Here is a 16663-nt window from a genome sequence, read left to right on the forward strand (position 1 = left end):
CCGATCACGCCCCCCACCCAGGTCCCATTCCGGACCACTCGGTACGATTCGCCCGCCGGTGAGCGCGCCGTCCGCGCCGAGCAGCGCGACGCCGAACTCGGTGACCTGCTGGCCGTGCTCCATCGCCACCAGCGTGCGGACGTTCGCGGTGGCGCCCGGGTCGGTGCCCGAGAGCCGCTCGAGCGTGGCGGCCGCGTCCCAGAACCCGGGCCGTCCCGCACCGCCGCCCACGCCCTCCGCCGCACCGGCGCCGCCCTGCCTGCGGGCGGCGTCCTGCCCGGCGGCGTCGACGGCCGCCCTGACGTGCTCGGACGTGATGGTCCGCGTGACGAAGCCGCGCACCGACGCCGCCAGTGCCTCGTGCTCCTCGGTCAGGGCGCGTTGGTCACCCTGAGCTGGCCGACGAACTGGTTGAGGTCGGGCCACATCTTGCGATGGGTGTTGGGCAGCGACGCGAACACCACGGCCGGCGTCGGCCGGCCGTTGTCGATCACCGCGGTGACCACCACCTCGCCGGTCGCCTTCACCCCGGCCCGCTTGTAGGTGAGATACGAGGCGATCAGCCAGCCCTTGTGCCCGCTGACCACCAGCGGCGCCGACGCCAGCGGCGCCGACTTGTGCTGGAAGGCGTAGTAGTCGCCCTCGAAGCCCTTGGCCGCCAGCGCCGTGACGTTCTTGACGCTCTGCGACCCCTTGTAGGAGCCCTGCAACGCCGGGACCAGGCCACCGGTGAGCAACTGCCCGTACCAGATCCGCCCGCCCTGCTTCTCGGTCACCAGGACCTGCTGTCCGGACCAGCCCGCCGCGCCCAGCTTGTTCTTCTTGGTGGGCGGCTGCCAGGGCGCCGCCAGCCGCGGGAACGACAGTCCCGAGCGCGCGTCGGCGACCCGGCCCAGCACCTTGCTCGGCTTGCCGGGGAAGCGCTTGAACGGCTTGTCGGCGGGCAGCCGGGCCTGGACGTTCTGCGACGGCTCGGGCGGCTGCTGCGCGGCGGCCGTGCGCTTCGCCGTCGGGTCGTTCGCGGCGGGCGCGGCACCGTCCTTGTTGCGCTTCATGAGGTACACGCCGCCGGCCGCCATCAGGGCCAGCACGAGCAGCCCGACCCCGCCGACGAGCATCAGCCGGGACCGGCCGCCCTCGTCGTCCAGGCCCTGCGACTCGCCGAGCATGCCGTCGGCGGCGCCCTCGTCGGCCATCCAGTCGGGCATCTGCCAGTTGCCGCTGCTCGGCTTGCCCGACCGGCCGGACGCCGGTCCCGCGGCACCGCCGGCGTCGGCCGGGACGTACCGCGCGTCGCCCTCGCCGTCGGCGTCCGCGCCGGACCCGTCGAACAGCGAGCCCTCCCAGCCCGGCCCGCTCTCGGCCCGCGGGCCCCTCGGCCCGTCGGCGGACCCGCCCGGCATGGGCGGCTGCGGCTGGACGGGCTCGGGCGCCCCCGCCGGAGCCATCGGCGGACGCGCCCCGTCCTGCGGGCGCGCGTCGTCCTGCGGCCACGCGTCGCCACCCGGCCGGGCCTCGACCACGGGCGCGACCTTGACGTCCTCGGCGTCCGGAAGCCCTCCGGCCGGGCCGCCGCCCGGCGGCGCCACCGGAACCTCATCGCGCACCTCAGGAACCTCCCGCATCTCCTCGCCGGCCTCCGGAACCCCCCACGCGCCGGGCTCGGCGCGCACGCCGGCCGCACCGCCCGCCTCGAACGGCCGGAGCGGCTCAGGCGCCGCGAACGCCTCGGAAGGCGCGTGGGCCTCGGGCGCCGCGAACGCGTCCGGCGGCGCGAAGACCACGGACGGCTCGGCCCTGGGGGACGGCTCGGGCACGGCGAACGGCTCGGGCACGGCGGACGGCTCGGGCACGGCGGACGGCTCGGGCACGGCGGACGGCTCGTCGACCGCGGACGGCTCGGGCACCGGGGGCGACTCGACCTTGCCCCAGACGTCGTGCGGGACCTGCCCGCCGAGCGCGGGGCCGGAGAAGTCGGTGCGCCCCGTCGGCGCCGGCATCCGCACCTCGGGCACCTTGGCCTCGGGGAAGACCGCCCGGGCCCCGGGCTCCTCGTCCACCTGCCCGGCGACCTGGGGCAAGGGCCCGGTCGCCGTTCGCCGCTCCTCGCGGTCGCCGGTGCTGCTCTCGCTCATATCGGTCCAGCGCACGCCGCGCTCCCCCTGATCGGACATGCGGCACACGTTACGGCAAGATCATCCATTACGACCGGGCCGGTAATCACGCTCAGGACACATCTTCCTATCGCCTCAGTGATGGCGCTAGGCGCCGATGTCACCCTCGTTGACCAGCATGTTGACCGCCAGACGCTCTCTGGCCAGCAATGTAGCCCCCGCGACGGCGCCCGGCATCGCGAGCACGGCGCCCAGCGGAATGAGGAAGACCACAAATGTGGCCGCTCCGAAACCCACCGCCAGGGCGCGATGCCGCTTCAGCAGCGCGAACCGGTCCCTCCGCAGCAGGCCCCGCCGCTCCAGCGCGATCGCGGTGAGCTCACTGGTGAGAAAGTAGCCCGACACGCACGCGGCGACCACCGGCACCACCGTCTGCCCCACCACCGGCAGGAACCCGCATGCGAAGAAGACCACCGCGAACAGCACCGCGACGGCGCCGAGGATCAGCGCGTCCCGGATCGCCCGCCCGATCTGCGTCAGCAGCGACACGTCCGGCTCGGGCGGGGCGCCGCCCTGCGAGTCCTCCACCTTCACCGCGATGCTCTCGTAGAACGGGTCGCCCACCAGCAGCGTCAGCGCGGTGAACGTCAGGACCGCCAGGAACGCCGCCGTCCCGAAGACCGCGATCCCGGCGACCACCCGGGCGGTCTTGCGCAGACCCTCCGACCAGTCGTCGGCGAACGGCGTCACCCACCCGGCGACGTCGTCCAGGTTCGCCGCCAGCAGCCCCAGCACCAGCACGTACACCACGAGCACGATGACCGCCGGGATCAGCCCGAACAGCCACTGCAGGGGATGCCGGGCCACCCAGCCGAGGCCGCGGAGGAAATAGCCGACGCCGCTGAACAACTCCTTGACCGCCGACCTGCGCGGCGGCTCGGGCGGCGGCACCGGCGGCCCCCCCGGCTGCGGCTGCGGCTGCTGCGGCCCTGGTCCCGGCCCTGGTCCCGGCCCTGGTCCTGGTCCGGGCGGGGGGACGGGCGGAGGGCCCGGCGTGTAGGGCGTGCGCGGATCGTGAGGTGGGTTCACCTGCCCAAAACTATCGGGCCGGGAAGCCCCACAAGGTGGGATGAACGCTCCCAGACCGCCTTTTGCAGCGCGCGGTCCTTGAGCGTCCGCGCCCCCGGGAGCGCCCGCGCGCCGGGCGTCGAACTGTAGAAGCCGCCGCTGCACCCCTCGAACCGCCGCTCGGTCGCGAGCCGCAGCGCCATCCGCGCGCCCTGCTCGGGCCTGCGCAGCACCGGTGTCCGCGAGAGCCACCCGCCCACCTGTCCCGCGCCCGGGACGTCCCGGGCGAGCGCGGTCGCGACGAGGCCGGGGCACATCGCGTTCACGGTGATGCCCGTCCCCTTCAGCCGCTCGGCCAGCTCCTGCGTGAAGAACAGGTTGAGGAGCTTGGACCGGCCGTACACGCGCAGCGATCCGGCCGGCCCGTAGCGGCCGGGCTCGGCCAGGTCCGCCGGCTCGAACGGGTCGGCGAACCGGTGCGCCTCCGAGGCGACGACCACGATCCGCGCGGTCTCGTCCAGCACCCCGAGCAGCCGGTTGGTGAGCAGGAACGGGCCGAGGTGGTTGGTGGCGACCATGCGGTCGTACCCGTCCGCGCTGACCTTGGCCCGCAGCAGGTGCGCCCCGGCGTTGTCGACCAGCACGTCCACCCGCGGGTACCGCTCGCGCAGCTCGCCCGCGACCCGGCGCACGTCCTGGAGCACCGACAGGTCGGCCAGGAAGATCTCCGCCTCGGCGCCGGGCACGCTGCCCGCCAGCTCCGCGGCCGCGGCCTCGCCGCGGGTCCGGTTGCGGCAGACGATCCCCACCCGGAAGCCCTTCCGCGCCAGCCCGAGGGCGATCGCCTTCCCGATCCCCGACGTCGCCCCGGTCACGATCGCGATCTTGTCCATCCCCCCACCTTCCCGGAGCCGGGGCGCCGTCCGGAAGACCCCGGCGCCGGGCCGTCTTGCCGAGGTCGCTTGATTTGATCTCCGCCACCCAGGAGACTCGAACCGACAATGATTTTCATATCCAAAATGGGGGACTTGTGAAGGTTGCCTTCGTGGGCAAGGGCGGCAGCGGCAAGACGACCGTGTCGTCCCTCTTCATCCGGCATCTGGCCGCCGAGCGGCTCCCAGTCGTCGCGATCGACGCCGACATCAACCAGCACCTCGGCGCCGCCCTCGGACTGAGCGACGACGAGGTGGCGGGCGTCCCGCCGCTGGGCGGCCACCTCGACGTGATCAAGGAGTACCTGCGCGGCGACAACCCCCGCATCGCGTCCGCCGCCGCGATGGTGAAGACCACGCCCCCGGGCCGGGGCTCCAAGCTGCTGCGGGTCGGCGGTGCCGACCCGGTCCACGCGATGTCGCTGAGCGTGCGCGGCGTCCGGTTCATGGCGGCCGGCCAGTTCGACGAGGGCGACCTCGGCGTCTCCTGCTACCACGGCAAGACCGGCGCGGTCGAGATGTACCTCAACCATCTGGTGGACGGCCCCGGCGAATACGTCGTGGTCGACATGACCGCCGGCGCCGACACGTTCGCCTCCGGCCTGTTCACCCGGTTCGACGTGATGTTCCTCGTGGTCGAGCCGACCCGGAAGGGCATCGCCGTCTACCGGCAGTACACCGACTACGCGGCCGACTTCGGCGTCACCATCGCGGTCGTCGGCAACAAGGTCCAGACCGCCGACGACGTGGCGTTCCTGCGCGAGCACGTGGGCGACGCGCTGCTGACCTGCGTCGGGTTCCAGCCCGCCGTCCGCGCGATGGAGCAGGGCCGCCCGTTCGACATCGGCACCCTGGACGGCTCCGCGCGCGAGGTCCTGCGCCTGCTCCAGCGGACGGTCGACGCCCAGCCGAAGGACTGGGAGCGGTTCAGCCGCCAGGCCGCCGAGTTCCACGTCAAGAACGCCGAGAGCTGGGCCAACCAGGCCGCGGGCACCGACGTCACCGAGCAGATCGACCCCGACTTCCGGCTGGGCCCCGACGCGCTGATCCCCGCCTGATCCGGCGGACGCGCCGCGGCGGCGCACCGCACCCGCACGCGCACGCACCCGTGCACCCCACCGCGCAGCACCACCGCACGACGAGAACCGGCCCCGGGGGACATCTCCCGGGGCCTTGGCATACCAAGAAGCGCCGGTTTGGGGGATAGTCGGGGCAGGAGTGCGACACGCCGGGAGAGGCAAGGAGAATCGCGCCATGACGGAGTTCTTGTACGAACGCATAGCGGCCGTCCTGCGGGAGCAGATCCTGAGCGGCGCGCTGAGTCCCGGCGACCGGCTCCCGACCCAGGACGCGCTCAGCACCCGCTACAAGGTCAGCCGGGTGGTGGCCCGCCAGGTCGTCGAACTCCTGGAGACCGAGGGGCTCGTCGACCGGGGCAAGGGCGCGGGCACCTTCGTCCGCGAGTACCGTCCCCTCATCCGCCGCTCGACGCTGCACTACCGGCCCGACCCGGGCACCCCGTACGCCGAGGAGTCCGTCCGGGCCGAGCGGGTTCCGCGGTACACCCACCACTCGCACGAGGACGGGGCCGGGACCGAGATCGCGCGGCGGCTGGACGTCGAGCCCGGCGACGCCGTCATGGTCACCGAGTACGTCTCCTACTCCGACGACGAGCCGACGATGATCGTCACCTCCTACGAGCCCCTAGAGATCACGCGCGGCACGCCGATCGAGCACCCGGAGGAGGGCCCCCTGCACGGCGCCGGGGTGGTCGACCGCTTCACCTCGATCGGACGCCGCCCCGTCCGGGTTGTCGAGCGGCTGCGGTCGCGGATGCCGCGTCCCACCGAGGCCCGGCGGCTGCACCTGCGGCCCGGCGTGCCCGTGATCGTCATCGTCCGCACCACCCGCACCGCGGACGGCCCGGTCGAGACGGCCGACCTCGTCCTGGCCGCCGACCAGTTCGAACTGGAGTACCCGATCCAGGTCGGCGGCCACCCCGCCCCGGACGGGCGCCCCGGCGAGAGCGAGCACGCCGGGGCATAGGCGAACGCCCCCACGGTGCGCGCCGTGAGGGCGTTCTCAGCCGGCCCCGTCAGCAGTTGACGAGAGTCGGGTCCTGGTTGAGGAGCTGCGCCTCCGGCGACACGAACGCCTCGTAGGCGTCCTTGGCGTCCGGCCGGAAGACGCCCGGCTTGCAGCAGTTCTGGAACGCCAGGCGCACGCCGAAGTGCCGCTGAATCGCGTTGCGCATCGAGTCGCTGGAGAACATCCGGAACATCTGGCCCCACTGTTCCTCGGTCTCGGGGACCGTGAGGTTCTGGACGCCTTCCTCGCCGCCGTCCTTCAGCTCGCCGACCAGCCGCGTGACCATCCCCCACGCGTAGGGCAGGGACTCGGCGATGCACGCGATGAACTCATCATGCCCGACCTTCCCGTTCTGCGCCTTTTCTAGCAGTTCGGGGGAAACAGTAAGAGACATACCCTCACCTCCGCTTTGGAGGCTAGGCATACCAAGGTCCCCCGTCCACCCCGGGTCCGGAGATCTAACCGAACAGACAGCTTTCGACCTCCCCTGGTCGTCGTGCGGTCACGGCGATCGTCTCTCGCACGACAGCCACCCGCCATTACAATGAGTTGCCAATCGGTCGCTTATCGTCACTGAAGTTGATGGTGAACCGTCTCGCGTGCGTCTCGGCCGCCCTCACTGTTTCTGCTCTCACCGCTGTACCGGTGGGTGCTGCTGTCGCCACCAGCTCTGAGGCCGCTGTGGCCAGGACGCCGAAGAATGCGCACACCGGCCAGTGCCTGAGCCACTACGTCGCTAACGAGCCTGTTGTCGGGCAGGCCTGCAACGGCGGCGCCGGCCAGCGCTGGGCGGTGAGCTAGGCGTGAGGCTGTGGGCTCGCCAAGCCGTCGGTGACGCAGGACGTGAACATGGGGCGCAGCGTGGCGTCCGCCCAGGCCGCCGAGGTCCTCCAGAAGGATTCATGGAGTGGGCGTAAGTGGGCGCACACGCAAGAAGCCGCCGACCAGATGTGCTCTGGCCGGCGGCTTCTTCATGGGTGGAGGTGGCGGGAATCGAACCCGCGTCCTTCGGTAATGAGTCAGGGCTTCTCCGGGTGCAGCCTGCTAGGCGTTTTCTCAGTCCCGGCGCTCATGCAGGCAAGTCGCCGACGGGCTCAGTCGCTGTTAGGTGTCCCTACCGACCCCGCGACCGGGTCGGGCGGTGAAGTCTCCTTACGATGCCAGACCCCGAGTCGGAGACTCTCCCGGGCTGACAGAGTTCGCTACTCGCTCAGGCGGCGAGAGCGAACTCGGACTGCTTCTTGTTGGCAGTTTTTGTTTTGCTGTCACAGGATTTACGAGGTCACGACAGCAACCCTCGACCCGCTTCCCCTGGCTCGATCGACCGAAGTCGAAGCCGGTCACCCCCATGTTGAGTTGTCAACGCGGATGCCGCAGCACCCGCAGCAGACGCTACAGGCATAACGCGCGGGACGCCAACGGGATTCCCGGGGCCGGGGGGGTCCGGAGAAAGTGACGCCCCGGTGGGCGACGATCGCGTCGTGCCCACCGGGGCCGACCGGCAGGGTCGGGCCGGTCCGGACGGCAGAGCCTCCCCCGAGACGAGGCTCTGGTCTCATCACGGCGACCGGGGTCCGCAACCCCCCGAAGCGGAGTCCCGATCACCTGTGAAGACGCTCGCGCGGCCCGGGGAGGTTGCGCCCTCCCGGGCAAAGAGATCACAAAACCGCGACGGTGACCATGGAACCTGTGGGAACGGCCCGTCCGGACGGCGATCCTAGCGGGCGGACGCGGCGGTCTTGCCGGCCGTCGCGGTGCCGGTCAGGAACTTGGCCGCGATCTTGGACGCCGAGTACTTGCCCTCGATCGCGACGGCGAACGCCAGGTCGCCGCGCGACCCCACGAACCACGACACGGTCTTGGTACGGCCGCCCTCCTGGTAGTCGACCGAGGCCGCCACGCCCGAGACGCTTCCCCCCGCGGTGTTGGCCTCGTGGGCGGTGCCGACGGTGACCGAGCGCCGCAGGAGCTTCTTGAGGTCGCTCAGCGGCAGCGAGTCGATCGGCTGGATCAGCGAGTTCTTGGGCTCGCCGGTGTCCTTGGTCAGGTACGGGGGCTTCCAGGCGCCGTTCTCGGCGGCGGCGGCGACCAGTGCCATCGACAGCGGGCTCACCTGGACCTTGCCCTGCCCCACCGCGAGGGCGGCCTTCTCGGCGTCGTTGGCGGGCGTGGGCACGCTGCCGGCGAAGTGCGGCACCGACAGCCCCCAGCTCTTGCCGATCCCGAACCGGCCGGCCTCCCCGAGCAGGGTGGCGGCGTCGAGCTTGCCACTGAGCTGCGCCAGCGTCGTCGCGCACGAGAACGCGAAGTCGTTCTGGAGGCTCGACGTGGGACGCCCCTGCTTGGACGGGTTGGTGATCGTCTGACCGCCCACGTTCGCGGTGGCGGGGCAGTCGAACTTGGTGGCCTGCGAGACGCCGCTGCGCAGCACCGCCTCGGCCGAGATGATCCCGAACGTCATGCCGGGCGGGTAGCTGCCCTCCATGGCCAGGTTCCGGCCGGCCGACCCGTGGTTGGCCACCGCCCACACCTCGCCGGTGCTCGGCCGCAGCGCCACCATGGACGCGGTCACCGGCAGCCCGGCCAGCGCCTGGTCGGCGCGGGCCTGCATCTTCGGGTCGATGGTGGTGCCGAGCCCGGCCGGGGGCTGGCCCGTCCAGGACTTCAGCTCGGCGACGTTGCGGCCGAGCGGGTCCTGGGCGACGACGCGGACCGTGGGCGTCCCGGCCAGCCGGCGCTGCTGGAGCAGTTGCAGCCCGCTGACGCCGATGGTGTCGCCCGGCTGGTACGGCGCGCCGACCTGCTGGAGCCGGTCGGCGGTGGCCGGGCCGAGGCCGCCGACGAGCTCGGGCGCCTGCAATGGCGCGATCGGGGCCTGGACGGCCTCGGCGCGCACGTCGGGGATCTGCTGAAGCCTGGCGATCAGCAGGTTGTGCGTGGGCCGCTGCAAGGTCAGCAGCGGCAGGAACTTCTGCGGAGGGGCGGAGCGGACCCGGCCGAGCAGCCGCTCGGCGTCCAGCTTCCGGCCTCCGTCGATCTTGGTGCCCTTGGCGAGGGCGTCCACGGTGGCCTGCGGGTCCTTGAGCCGGCCCGGGTAGACCCCGATGTTGACGGCGTTGACCTTGCGCAGCAGCGTACGGTCGTTGCGGTCCTTGATCGCACCACGCGGCGCGACCTCGGTCACCACGGCCAGCCGCTGGCCGGGCTTGAGCGCGGGGTTGATGATCGAGGGGTCCCAGACCACCTTCCACTGGCCGCCGATCCGCTTGAGGCTCATCAGGCCGGTGTAGGTCCAGGGCTGGCCGTTCTCGCCGAGGTCGACCTTGACCGAGAAGCGGGCGCGGGCGGTCTCGCCCTTCTTCTCGATCGCCTTGGGGCCCTCGCCGGAGTCGCGGCCCGACTCGGGCGGCACGCCGAGGGCCAGCTTCAGGGACGCGGCGTCGAGCTGCCCGCGGACCTCACCGAGCGCGTTGGCCACCGCGCTCTGCGCGGCCCCGGTCGTCTTGGCGGCGGCGGCCTTGTAGTTGCCCACCTGCCAGGCGATCAGGAAGTCGCGGACGGTGGGCATCGCGGAGGGCTCCGCGAAGCAGCCGGCCGTGGTGCCGGCGACGAGCACGACGCCGGCGGTCGCCGAGATCACCCGCCGTCGCAGCGGATGCGGACCGTGCGGGCCCCGGACGACTCCGCCCGTCGACGCCGCCCTGCGCGGGGCACGCCTCCGGCCTCGGTTGCTCATCGACACCCTTCACCGTCTCCTGAACCGGGCCGACGCCGCCTTCTGCATCTCGCGGTCGGCTTCCCGCTTGGCGAGGGCCTGGCGTTTGTCGTAGGCCTTCTTACCACGGGCCAGGCCGATCTCGACCTTGGCCTTACCGTCCTTGAAGTACAGCGCCAGCGGGATCAGCGTCCATCCCGGTTCGGACGACTTGGCGATGATCTTCTGGATCTCGCGCTTGTTCAGCAGCAGCTTGCGGCGCCGCCGGGGGGCGTGGTTGGTCCAGGTCCCCTGGGTGTACTCGGGGATGTGCACGTGCTCCAGCCACACCTCGCCGTCCATCACGTGGGCGTAGCCGTCGGCGAGCGAGGCGCGGCCGGCGCGCAGCGCCTTGACCTCGGTGCCCATCAGCACCATGCCGGCTTCCCAGGTGTCGTCGATGTGGAAGTCGTAACGGGCACGCTTGTTCTGGGCGATGAGCTTGCGCCCTGTCTCACGTGACACGTAAATCAGCCTCGGTCCTTGTCAGGCAGCGTGACGAACCGCCCGCGCGGCACCCGGTGGGCGCGCCGCCCGGACGCTCTGGGCGGGCGGTCCGCGGAGACCGCCACGCCGGGTTCGGTTCCGACCCCGTCGAGGTTACGGCCGTCGGGGGTGCGGTAGCGACCCGCGGCCCGTCACCCAGGCAGCCGATCCTATGATCATCGGACCGTCGCGGGCGCGCCGGGGGTCCGGCCCCGTCCCGGCGGCGCGGCCGGTGGCCGGCGCGGCGGGACGGGCCGACCGGGCGAGAGCGGCCGGACGGGCGTCAGATCCGCAGGTAGCGGCGCAGCGTGAGGAAGGACGCCGCGGCGCAGAGCAGCACGCCGAAGCAGATCGACACGATGATGACGTAGACCACCGTGCTCCAGCCGAGCTGGCTGACCATCTCCACGTTCCCGGCGAGCCGGTCGATCAGCAGCTTCTTACTGAAGATCAGCAGCACCGAGGCGAACAACCCGCCGATCAGGCCGGCGATCGCGCCCTCCAGGATGAAGGGCATCTGGATATAGGTGTTGGACGCGCCGACCAGCCGCATGATCCCGGTCTCCCGGCGCCGGTTGAACGCCGACAGCCGGACGGTGTTGCCGACCAGCAGCACCGCGGCGATCACCTGGATCAGCGCGATCAGCAGCGCGGCGCCCTGCAACCCGTTCAGGATGTTGAAGAACCGCTTCAGGATCTCCCGCTCGTTGATCACCTGATCCACCCCGCCGAGCGAGCGGGCGACCTTGGCCACCTCTTCGTACTGCTCGGGGTTCTTCAGCTTGATTCGGTACGAGTCGGGAATGTCACCCTGCTGGGTGCTCTCCACGAAGCCCGGGGAGCCGGAGAAGCGCTCCTTGAAGCGCTTGAACGCCTGCTCCTTGTTCTCGTACTCGACGCCGGCCACCTGCGGCAGCTTCTTCAGCTGGCCCTCGATGACCTGCTTCTGCTGGTCGGTGACGTCCCGCCTGGAGCACGACGGCGTGGAACTGGTCTTGGCGCACAGGAAGACCGAGACCTCGATCCGGTCGTACCAGTAGCTCTTGGACGAGTCGACCTGGCTCCTGATCAGCAGGCCGGTGCCGAAGAGTGCCATGGCGATGGCGACGGTGATGACGAGGGAGATCGTCATCGTGAGGTTCCGGCGGAGACCGATCCAGATCTCCTGGAAGACGAACTGTGCGCGCATGCCTCGCTGTCCTTGATCGCCGTTGTCCCGCGGGCGGTGTGCCCCGATGCGGGCTGGTTGTCATACGTCCGGTTGTCGGTACGTCCGGGGAGTCGTACGACCGTGCCCGAGCCGCGGGTTCAGTTGGGAGGGGGACGGTACCCGCTCAGTACGCCTGACCGTAAACGCCGCGCGACTGGTCGCGGACGACGCGGCCGTCCTCCAGCTCGACGACGCGCTTGCGGAACGCGTCGACGATCGCGGCGTCGTGGGTGGCCATGACGACGGTGGTGCCGGTCCGGTTGATCCGGTCCAGCACCTTCATGATGCCGATCGAGGTGGCCGGGTCGATGTTCCCGGTCGGCTCGTCGGCGAGCAGGATCATCGGCCGGTTGACGAAGGCCCGCGCGATCGCGACGCGCTGCTGCTCACCGCCGGACAGCTCGTCCGGCATCCGGTGCGCCTTGCCCTCCAGCCCGACCAGGTCGATGACCTCGGGGACCACCTTGCCGATGAAGCGCCGCGGCTTGCCGATCACCTCGAGGGCGAACGCGACGTTCTCGAAGACGTTCTTGTTGGGGAGCAGCCGGAAGTCCTGGAACACGCACCCGATCCTGCGGCGCAGGTGCGGCACCTTCCAGTTGCTCAGCCTGCTCAGGTCCTTGCCCGCCACGTGCACGTGCCCCTGGGAAGGACGCTCCTCTTTCAGCACGAGGCGCAGGAAGGTCGACTTACCGGATCCCGACGGGCCCACCAGGAACAGGAACTCGCCCTTCTCGATGGCGACGTTCACATGTTGCAGGGCTGGCCGGTTCTGGGTCGGGTAGGCCTTGGTGACGTTGTCGAAGTGGATCACGGCTGCATCACGGCGGTTCAGCACCATTCTTGCGAAGGACCCGCGCGGTCACGAACGGGAGGAATCGCGTCTTCTATCTTGTCGTCCCCAGGAGCGGACTGTAGTTTTTCCGTAGCAGTTCGTGAACCTGTGGCCACGAACCGGCCGTCGGCCGGGGATCACGGTCCGGCGGGCGCCGAGACGAGAGGCGCCCGAGTGGTCCGTCACCCTGCTGGGGCGGCATCATACATGCGCCGATCCAGCCGATGCGCGCCTGCGATGGCGGGCACGATCTGCCGGTCCAGGCCTCGAGCCACGGGCGATGGGCTCCAGGGGTGGGCATCCGGTGCCGATGTCCGGCGGTCAAGCGCCGCGCACCGGCGGGGACTCCCGGGCCGCACGGTCGTCGACCGTTCGGCCCTCGTGCAGTGTAGAGGTGGGACTCGACCACCTCGACCCGGCCGGCCCCGGCTTGCATCAGGACTTTACAGTCGGGGCAGACGGAATACCGCGGAATAGCACCTAAAGTTCTCAGTGACAGGAACTTCCCTATGAGGAGAGGCAGCCCCATGAGCTGCGAACATCTGATCTGCGCTCAGTGCTCGCATCCGGTGGCCGAGGCGCGCTGCCCCACTTGCCGGGCCGCCCGTTCCGAGATGCACCGGCACGGCCCTTCCCTCTCGCCGTACCTGGTTCTGGCCGTGCTCGTCGTGGCGCTGTTCGCGGCCCTGGTGCTCCAGCGGGTGTACTGACGGCACGCCCGGGCCGCTCGTAGCCGCCCGGCAGGGCTCAGGGCTTCTTGATGGGCGGCGTGCTCGCCTTGGTGACCGCTCCGGTGTTGGCGACCACGTCGGCCTTCGGCTGCGACTTGCCGCCCTTGACCGTGCCCGGGACGTAGGTGGCGAACTGGAGCGTCTCCGCCATGTTGATCACGGTGCCCTCGACGGTGCCGTCCAGCAGGTGGGCGGCCTCCGGCGGGATCGGCGGCTTCTCCGTCGAGCCGTCCGGCGTGCCGATGACGCTGCTGCGGAACATCGAGTAGAGCACCATCCCGCCGCCGTGCAGGGTGCGCAGCGGGAAGTACTGGTAAGGCGTCGCCGTGTAGACGAGCTGGAGGACCAGGTCCTTGGCCCTGGCCTTCTTCCTGGCCACGTTCGTCTGCCGGTAGTACCCGGTCGTGACGGGTCCGGACCTCATCACCTTGGCAGCCACGCTGCCGGGGCCCTCCGAGGCGATCGTCGCCTGGATGCCCGGCACGTCGCGGGGCCGGATCAGCACCGAGTCGTCGCCGGTCGCCAGCGGCGTTGCGTACCCGTCGCGGTCGATCAGCACCTTGGGCTCCCTGGCCTTGGGCGCCAGGAGCGTGGTCAGGCTGAGCCGCCAGCGGTCGGACGCGCCGCGCAGCATGAACGCCATCAGCGCGGTGCGGGTGCTCTTCTTCTTGCCCTGGACGGTGCGCGGCACCGACGCCACGAACCACTGGGGATAGGACTCGGGCTTCAGCTTCGGCACGTACAGCTTCGCCTCGCCGTACTCGTACCGCTCGACCGGGTCGCCGTCGAACGCCGCCCTGCGGAAGTCGGCGGCGGTGATCGCCGACTGGCCGTCGGAGGTCCAGGTGAGCGCGAGCCGCTCGTCCCCCGCCGACCGGGCCACGTCCTCGTTGGTCACGTAGGTGCGGAACTGGCGCTCGGCGACCCGCGGGGTGAGGTCCACCGGCACCGGCGGCGAGAGGGTGGGGACGGGGCTCGGGCGCGCCTCGGACTTGCTGTCGGCGCAACCCGCGCCGGCGAGCGGGGCCGCCAGCAGCAACACCGCCGCCGCCACCGCCCGCGTGGTCCTCTGCACCGCCGCTACCCCCGGCCCTTCCGCTTGGCTCGTCCGAGCGGAACCGGTTCCGCGACGATGACCCGTGATGATGAGCGTGATTCTGCCACTCACAGGGTATTGTGCGGACGCTCGGGCACTCCGCGACGACGATAGGCTCGAGAGCGTGGCAGGAATCGAACCCGAAGATCAGCTCAAGGAGCTCGGCTCGACCCTCGCCGGCATCGAGCAGGTGCTGGATCTCGACGGCATGCGGCGCGACATCGCCGAGCTGCGCGAGCAGTCGGCCGACCCGGACCTGTGGAACGACCAGGAGCGCGCCCAGTCGGTGACGCGACGGCTGTCGTACCTCGAGAGCGAGCTGGGCAAGGTCGAGGCCCTGCGCCAGCGCCTCGACGACGCCGGCACGCTCTACGAACTCGCGCGCGAGATGGAGGACGCCGACGCCCGCAAGGAGGCCGACGACGAGCTGGCCGGGCTGCACAAGGCGGTCCAGCAGCTCGAAGTGCGCACCCTGATGTCGGGCGAGTACGACGAGCGGGCCGCGCTGGTGACCATCAACGCCCAGGCGGGCGGGGTGGACGCCGCCGACTGGGCCCAGCAGCTCCAGCGGATGTACCTGCGCTGGGCCGAGCGGCACGGCTACCCGACCGAGATCTACGAGACCTCCTTCGCCGAAGAGGCCGGCATCAAGTCGACCACCTTCACGGTGAGGGCCCCCTACGCCTACGGCACGCTGCGCGGCGAGCACGGCACGCACCGCCTGGTGCGCATCTCGCCGTTCGACAACCAGGGACGGCGGCAGACCTCGTTCGCGGGGCTCGACGTCGTGCCGGTGGTGGAGCAGAGCGACCACGTCGACATCGACGAGAGCGAGCTGCGCATCGACGTCTACCGGTCCTCGGGCCCCGGCGGCCAGGGCGTCAACACCACCGACTCGGCGGTGCGCATCACCCACATCCCGTCCGGGATCGTGGTCTCCTGCCAGAACGAGCGCAGCCAGCTCCAGAACAAGGCCACGGCGATGAACGTGCTCCAGGCCAAGCTGCTGGAGCGCAAGCGGCAGGAGGAGGCCGCCGCGATGTCGCAGCTGCGCGGCGAGGGCACCAGTAGCTGGGGCACGCAGATCCGCAACTACGTTCTGCATCCGTACCAGATCGTCAAGGACCTGCGCACCGGCGTCGAGGTGGGCAACCCGACCGCGGTGCTCGACGGCGAGATCGACGAGTTCATCGAGGCCGAGATCCGCTGGATGCGGCAGCAGGAGGCCGGCTAGACAGGCTTCAGGCCCCCGGAGGGGCGTCCGAAACATAGCGCTCATTTCGAATTCGCTACGTGATCACTCGATCACTCTGCGAGGATTCCGAGTGGATCGGACCGCCTCTCCTTCGGGGGCCTGTATGCCCGCACGCACCGTCGGCACCGCACTGCTGCTGCCGTCGTTCCTGCTCGCCGCCACGGCGGCCTGCGGGAGCGACTCCTCGGCGGGCGCCGAACCTCCCGCGCTCACCAAGGACCAGGCGCGGCGGGTGCTCGACCGGTACACCGCCGCGGTGGCCAGGGCCGGTGCGAACCTCGACGGCGCCGCGCTACCCGCTGTCCAGGCCGATCCCCAGCTCGCGATGGACACCGCCGCGTTCAAGTTCCGGCGGGCCTCCCGGCAGAGGTCGCCCGCCCTGGCGTTCGCCAAGCCCGAGTTCTACATCCCCCGGATGGCCGGCTACCCGCGCTGGTTCGCCGCCGCCGCGGTCACCGGGCCGGGCGGGCGGGCGCTGCGGCACGCGCTGCTGTTCACCCAGGCCCGGCCCGGGGAGCCGTGGCTGCTGACCGCCGACCCGTTCCCCGCCGACGCCGCGCTGAGCCGGGTCGCGCTCGACCCCGGCGGCTACGCCACGCCGGTCAAGCCCGGAGCCGAGGGGCTGGCGGTGCCGCCCGCCGGTCTCGCGGCGGCGCACGCCGCGCTGCTCACCTCCGGCCCGGCGGCGCCCGGTGCGGCCGTGCTGGCCCCCGGTCCCAAGACCGACGAGGCGTACGGCGCGCTCCGGCAGGGCCAGGCCGACCTCAAGCGCGCCGGGGTGGCGCTCGCCTCCCGGTTCAGCGCCGCGCCGTCCCCGGTCTACGCGCTGCGCACCAAGGACCGCGGCGCCCTGGTCTGGTACCTCGTCCGGCAGAACGAGGCGTACACCAGCGCCAGGCGGGGCAGGCTGGCAGTGAGCGGTGACCTGGTCGGGCTCGTCCCGGCCCGGGCCGCCAGGAGGCGGATGGACACCACCGTGCTGGTCCAGTATCTGGCCACCGTTCCACCCGAGGGCCGCGCCACGGTCACCGGCATGTACCGCAAGGCCATCGCCGTCCGGGGCTCCTGATCTCGTCGGGTGCCGGTGCGATTCC

The 16663-nt window shown here is 71.3% G+C and carries 15 protein-coding genes and 1 other RNA gene; 6 read left to right on the plus strand and 10 right to left on the minus strand.

Features of this window, described 5'->3' with window-relative positions:
• Positions 1-58: 58 nt before the first annotated feature.
• Positions 59-394 (plus strand): hypothetical protein, encoded by a 336-nt coding sequence (locus OHA34_RS18105; protein WP_329522289.1) that lies wholly within the window; start codon positions 59-61, stop codon positions 392-394.
• Here OHA34_RS18105 and OHA34_RS18110 read toward each other — a convergent pair.
• The 3 genes from OHA34_RS18110 to OHA34_RS18120 all read right to left on the minus strand — a co-directional run bounded on the left by OHA34_RS18110 (position 372) and on the right by OHA34_RS18120 (position 4075).
• Positions 372-2174 (minus strand): hypothetical protein, encoded by a 1803-nt coding sequence (locus OHA34_RS18110; RefSeq protein WP_329522290.1) that lies wholly within the window; start codon positions 2172-2174, stop codon positions 372-374. The two genes, OHA34_RS18105 and OHA34_RS18110, sit on opposite strands and share 23 nt — an antisense overlap.
• An 87-nt stretch (positions 2175-2261) precedes the next feature.
• The gene (locus OHA34_RS18115; protein WP_329522291.1) at positions 2262-3065 is read right to left on the minus strand and encodes an EI24 domain-containing protein; all 804 of its coding nucleotides are present in this window, start codon (positions 3063-3065) and stop codon (positions 2262-2264) included.
• 134 nt (positions 3066-3199) lie between these two features.
• Entirely contained in the window at positions 3200-4075 is an 876-nt protein-coding gene (locus tag OHA34_RS18120; protein ID WP_285942362.1) for an SDR family NAD(P)-dependent oxidoreductase, read from the minus strand.
• 137 nt (positions 4076-4212) lie between these two features.
• Between OHA34_RS18120 and OHA34_RS18125 the strand changes: the two genes are divergently transcribed.
• Both OHA34_RS18125 and OHA34_RS18130 read left to right on the plus strand, forming a co-directional pair.
• Positions 4213-5172: an ATP-binding protein gene (locus OHA34_RS18125; RefSeq protein WP_285942363.1), complete on the plus strand. Its 960-nt coding sequence runs from the start codon at positions 4213-4215 to the stop codon at positions 5170-5172.
• Positions 5173-5368: 196 nt separating this feature from the next.
• Positions 5369-6160 (plus strand): GntR family transcriptional regulator, encoded by a 792-nt coding sequence (locus OHA34_RS18130; RefSeq protein WP_285942364.1) that lies wholly within the window; start codon positions 5369-5371, stop codon positions 6158-6160.
• A gap of 49 nt (positions 6161-6209) precedes the next feature.
• On the opposite strand, the gene OHA34_RS18135 is transcribed toward OHA34_RS18130, so the two are convergent.
• The 6 genes from OHA34_RS18135 to ftsE form a co-directional block, all read right to left on the minus strand.
• Complete coding sequence (locus tag OHA34_RS18135; RefSeq protein ID WP_329522292.1) at positions 6210-6596, minus strand: SCO5389 family protein; 387 nt, start codon at positions 6594-6596, stop codon at positions 6210-6212.
• Between the two features lie 581 nt (positions 6597-7177).
• Positions 7178-7550, minus strand: a transfer-messenger RNA (tmRNA) gene (gene ssrA, locus OHA34_RS18140).
• A gap of 369 nt (positions 7551-7919) precedes the next feature.
• Complete coding sequence (locus OHA34_RS18145; protein WP_329522293.1) at positions 7920-9842, minus strand: penicillin-binding transpeptidase domain-containing protein; 1923 nt, start codon at positions 9840-9842, stop codon at positions 7920-7922.
• 105 nt (positions 9843-9947) lie between these two features.
• Positions 9948-10421: an SsrA-binding protein SmpB gene (gene smpB / locus OHA34_RS18150; protein WP_285942367.1), complete on the minus strand. Its 474-nt coding sequence runs from the start codon at positions 10419-10421 to the stop codon at positions 9948-9950.
• A gap of 304 nt (positions 10422-10725) precedes the next feature.
• Positions 10726-11631, minus strand: coding sequence for a permease-like cell division protein FtsX (ftsX, locus tag OHA34_RS18155; protein ID WP_285942368.1), 906 nt, complete (start codon positions 11629-11631; stop codon positions 10726-10728).
• A 145-nt stretch (positions 11632-11776) separates the two neighbouring features.
• Positions 11777-12466, minus strand: coding sequence for a cell division ATP-binding protein FtsE (gene ftsE, locus OHA34_RS18160; RefSeq protein WP_285942369.1), 690 nt, complete (start codon positions 12464-12466; stop codon positions 11777-11779).
• Between the two features lie 548 nt (positions 12467-13014).
• Here ftsE and OHA34_RS18165 point away from each other — a divergent pair.
• A complete protein-coding gene (locus OHA34_RS18165; protein ID WP_285942370.1) occupies positions 13015-13197 on the plus strand; it encodes a hypothetical protein in 183 nt (60 codons plus the stop codon).
• 37 nt (positions 13198-13234) lie between these two features.
• On the opposite strand, the gene OHA34_RS18170 is transcribed toward OHA34_RS18165, so the two are convergent.
• Positions 13235-14293: a hypothetical protein gene (locus tag OHA34_RS18170; RefSeq protein WP_285942371.1), complete on the minus strand. Its 1059-nt coding sequence runs from the start codon at positions 14291-14293 to the stop codon at positions 13235-13237.
• A 145-nt stretch (positions 14294-14438) separates the two neighbouring features.
• On the opposite strand from OHA34_RS18170, the gene prfB reads away from it, so the two are divergent.
• Together prfB and OHA34_RS18180 are read left to right on the plus strand one after the other, a co-directional pair.
• Positions 14439-15548, plus strand: a complete 1110-nt coding sequence (gene prfB / locus OHA34_RS18175; protein ID WP_285942372.1) for a peptide chain release factor 2 — start codon at positions 14439-14441, stop codon at positions 15546-15548.
• A gap of 124 nt (positions 15549-15672) precedes the next feature.
• Positions 15673-16638: a hypothetical protein gene (locus tag OHA34_RS18180; RefSeq protein ID WP_329522294.1), complete on the plus strand. Its 966-nt coding sequence runs from the start codon at positions 15673-15675 to the stop codon at positions 16636-16638.
• Positions 16639-16663 lie beyond the last annotated feature (25 nt).

The organism is Spirillospora sp. NBC_01491, assembly GCF_036227065.1.
Taxonomy (GTDB): Bacteria; Actinomycetota; Actinomycetes; order Streptosporangiales; family Streptosporangiaceae; genus Spirillospora; species Spirillospora xylanilytica.

Bases quoted from the DNA above. Each gene is read 5' to 3' on its own strand.
- OHA34_RS18135 (WP_329522292.1), bottom strand. From the start codon at position 6,596: ATGTCTCTTACTGTTTCCCCCGAACTGCTAGAAAAGGCGCAGAACGGG.
- OHA34_RS18130 (WP_285942364.1), top strand. From the start codon at position 5,369: ATGACGGAGTTCTTGTACGAACGCATAGCGGCCGTCCTGCGGGAGCAG.
- ftsX (WP_285942368.1), bottom strand. From the start codon at position 11,631: ATGCGCGCACAGTTCGTCTTCCAGGAGATCTGGATCGGTCTCCGCCGG.
- OHA34_RS18120 (WP_285942362.1), bottom strand. From the start codon at position 4,075: ATGGACAAGATCGCGATCGTGACCGGGGCGACGTCGGGGATCGGGAAG.
- OHA34_RS18110 (WP_329522290.1), bottom strand. From the start codon at position 2,174: ATGTCCGATCAGGGGGAGCGCGGCGTGCGCTGGACCGATATGAGCGAG.
- OHA34_RS18180 (WP_329522294.1), top strand. From the start codon at position 15,673: ATGCCCGCACGCACCGTCGGCACCGCACTGCTGCTGCCGTCGTTCCTG.
- OHA34_RS18165 (WP_285942370.1), top strand. From the start codon at position 13,015: ATGAGCTGCGAACATCTGATCTGCGCTCAGTGCTCGCATCCGGTGGCC.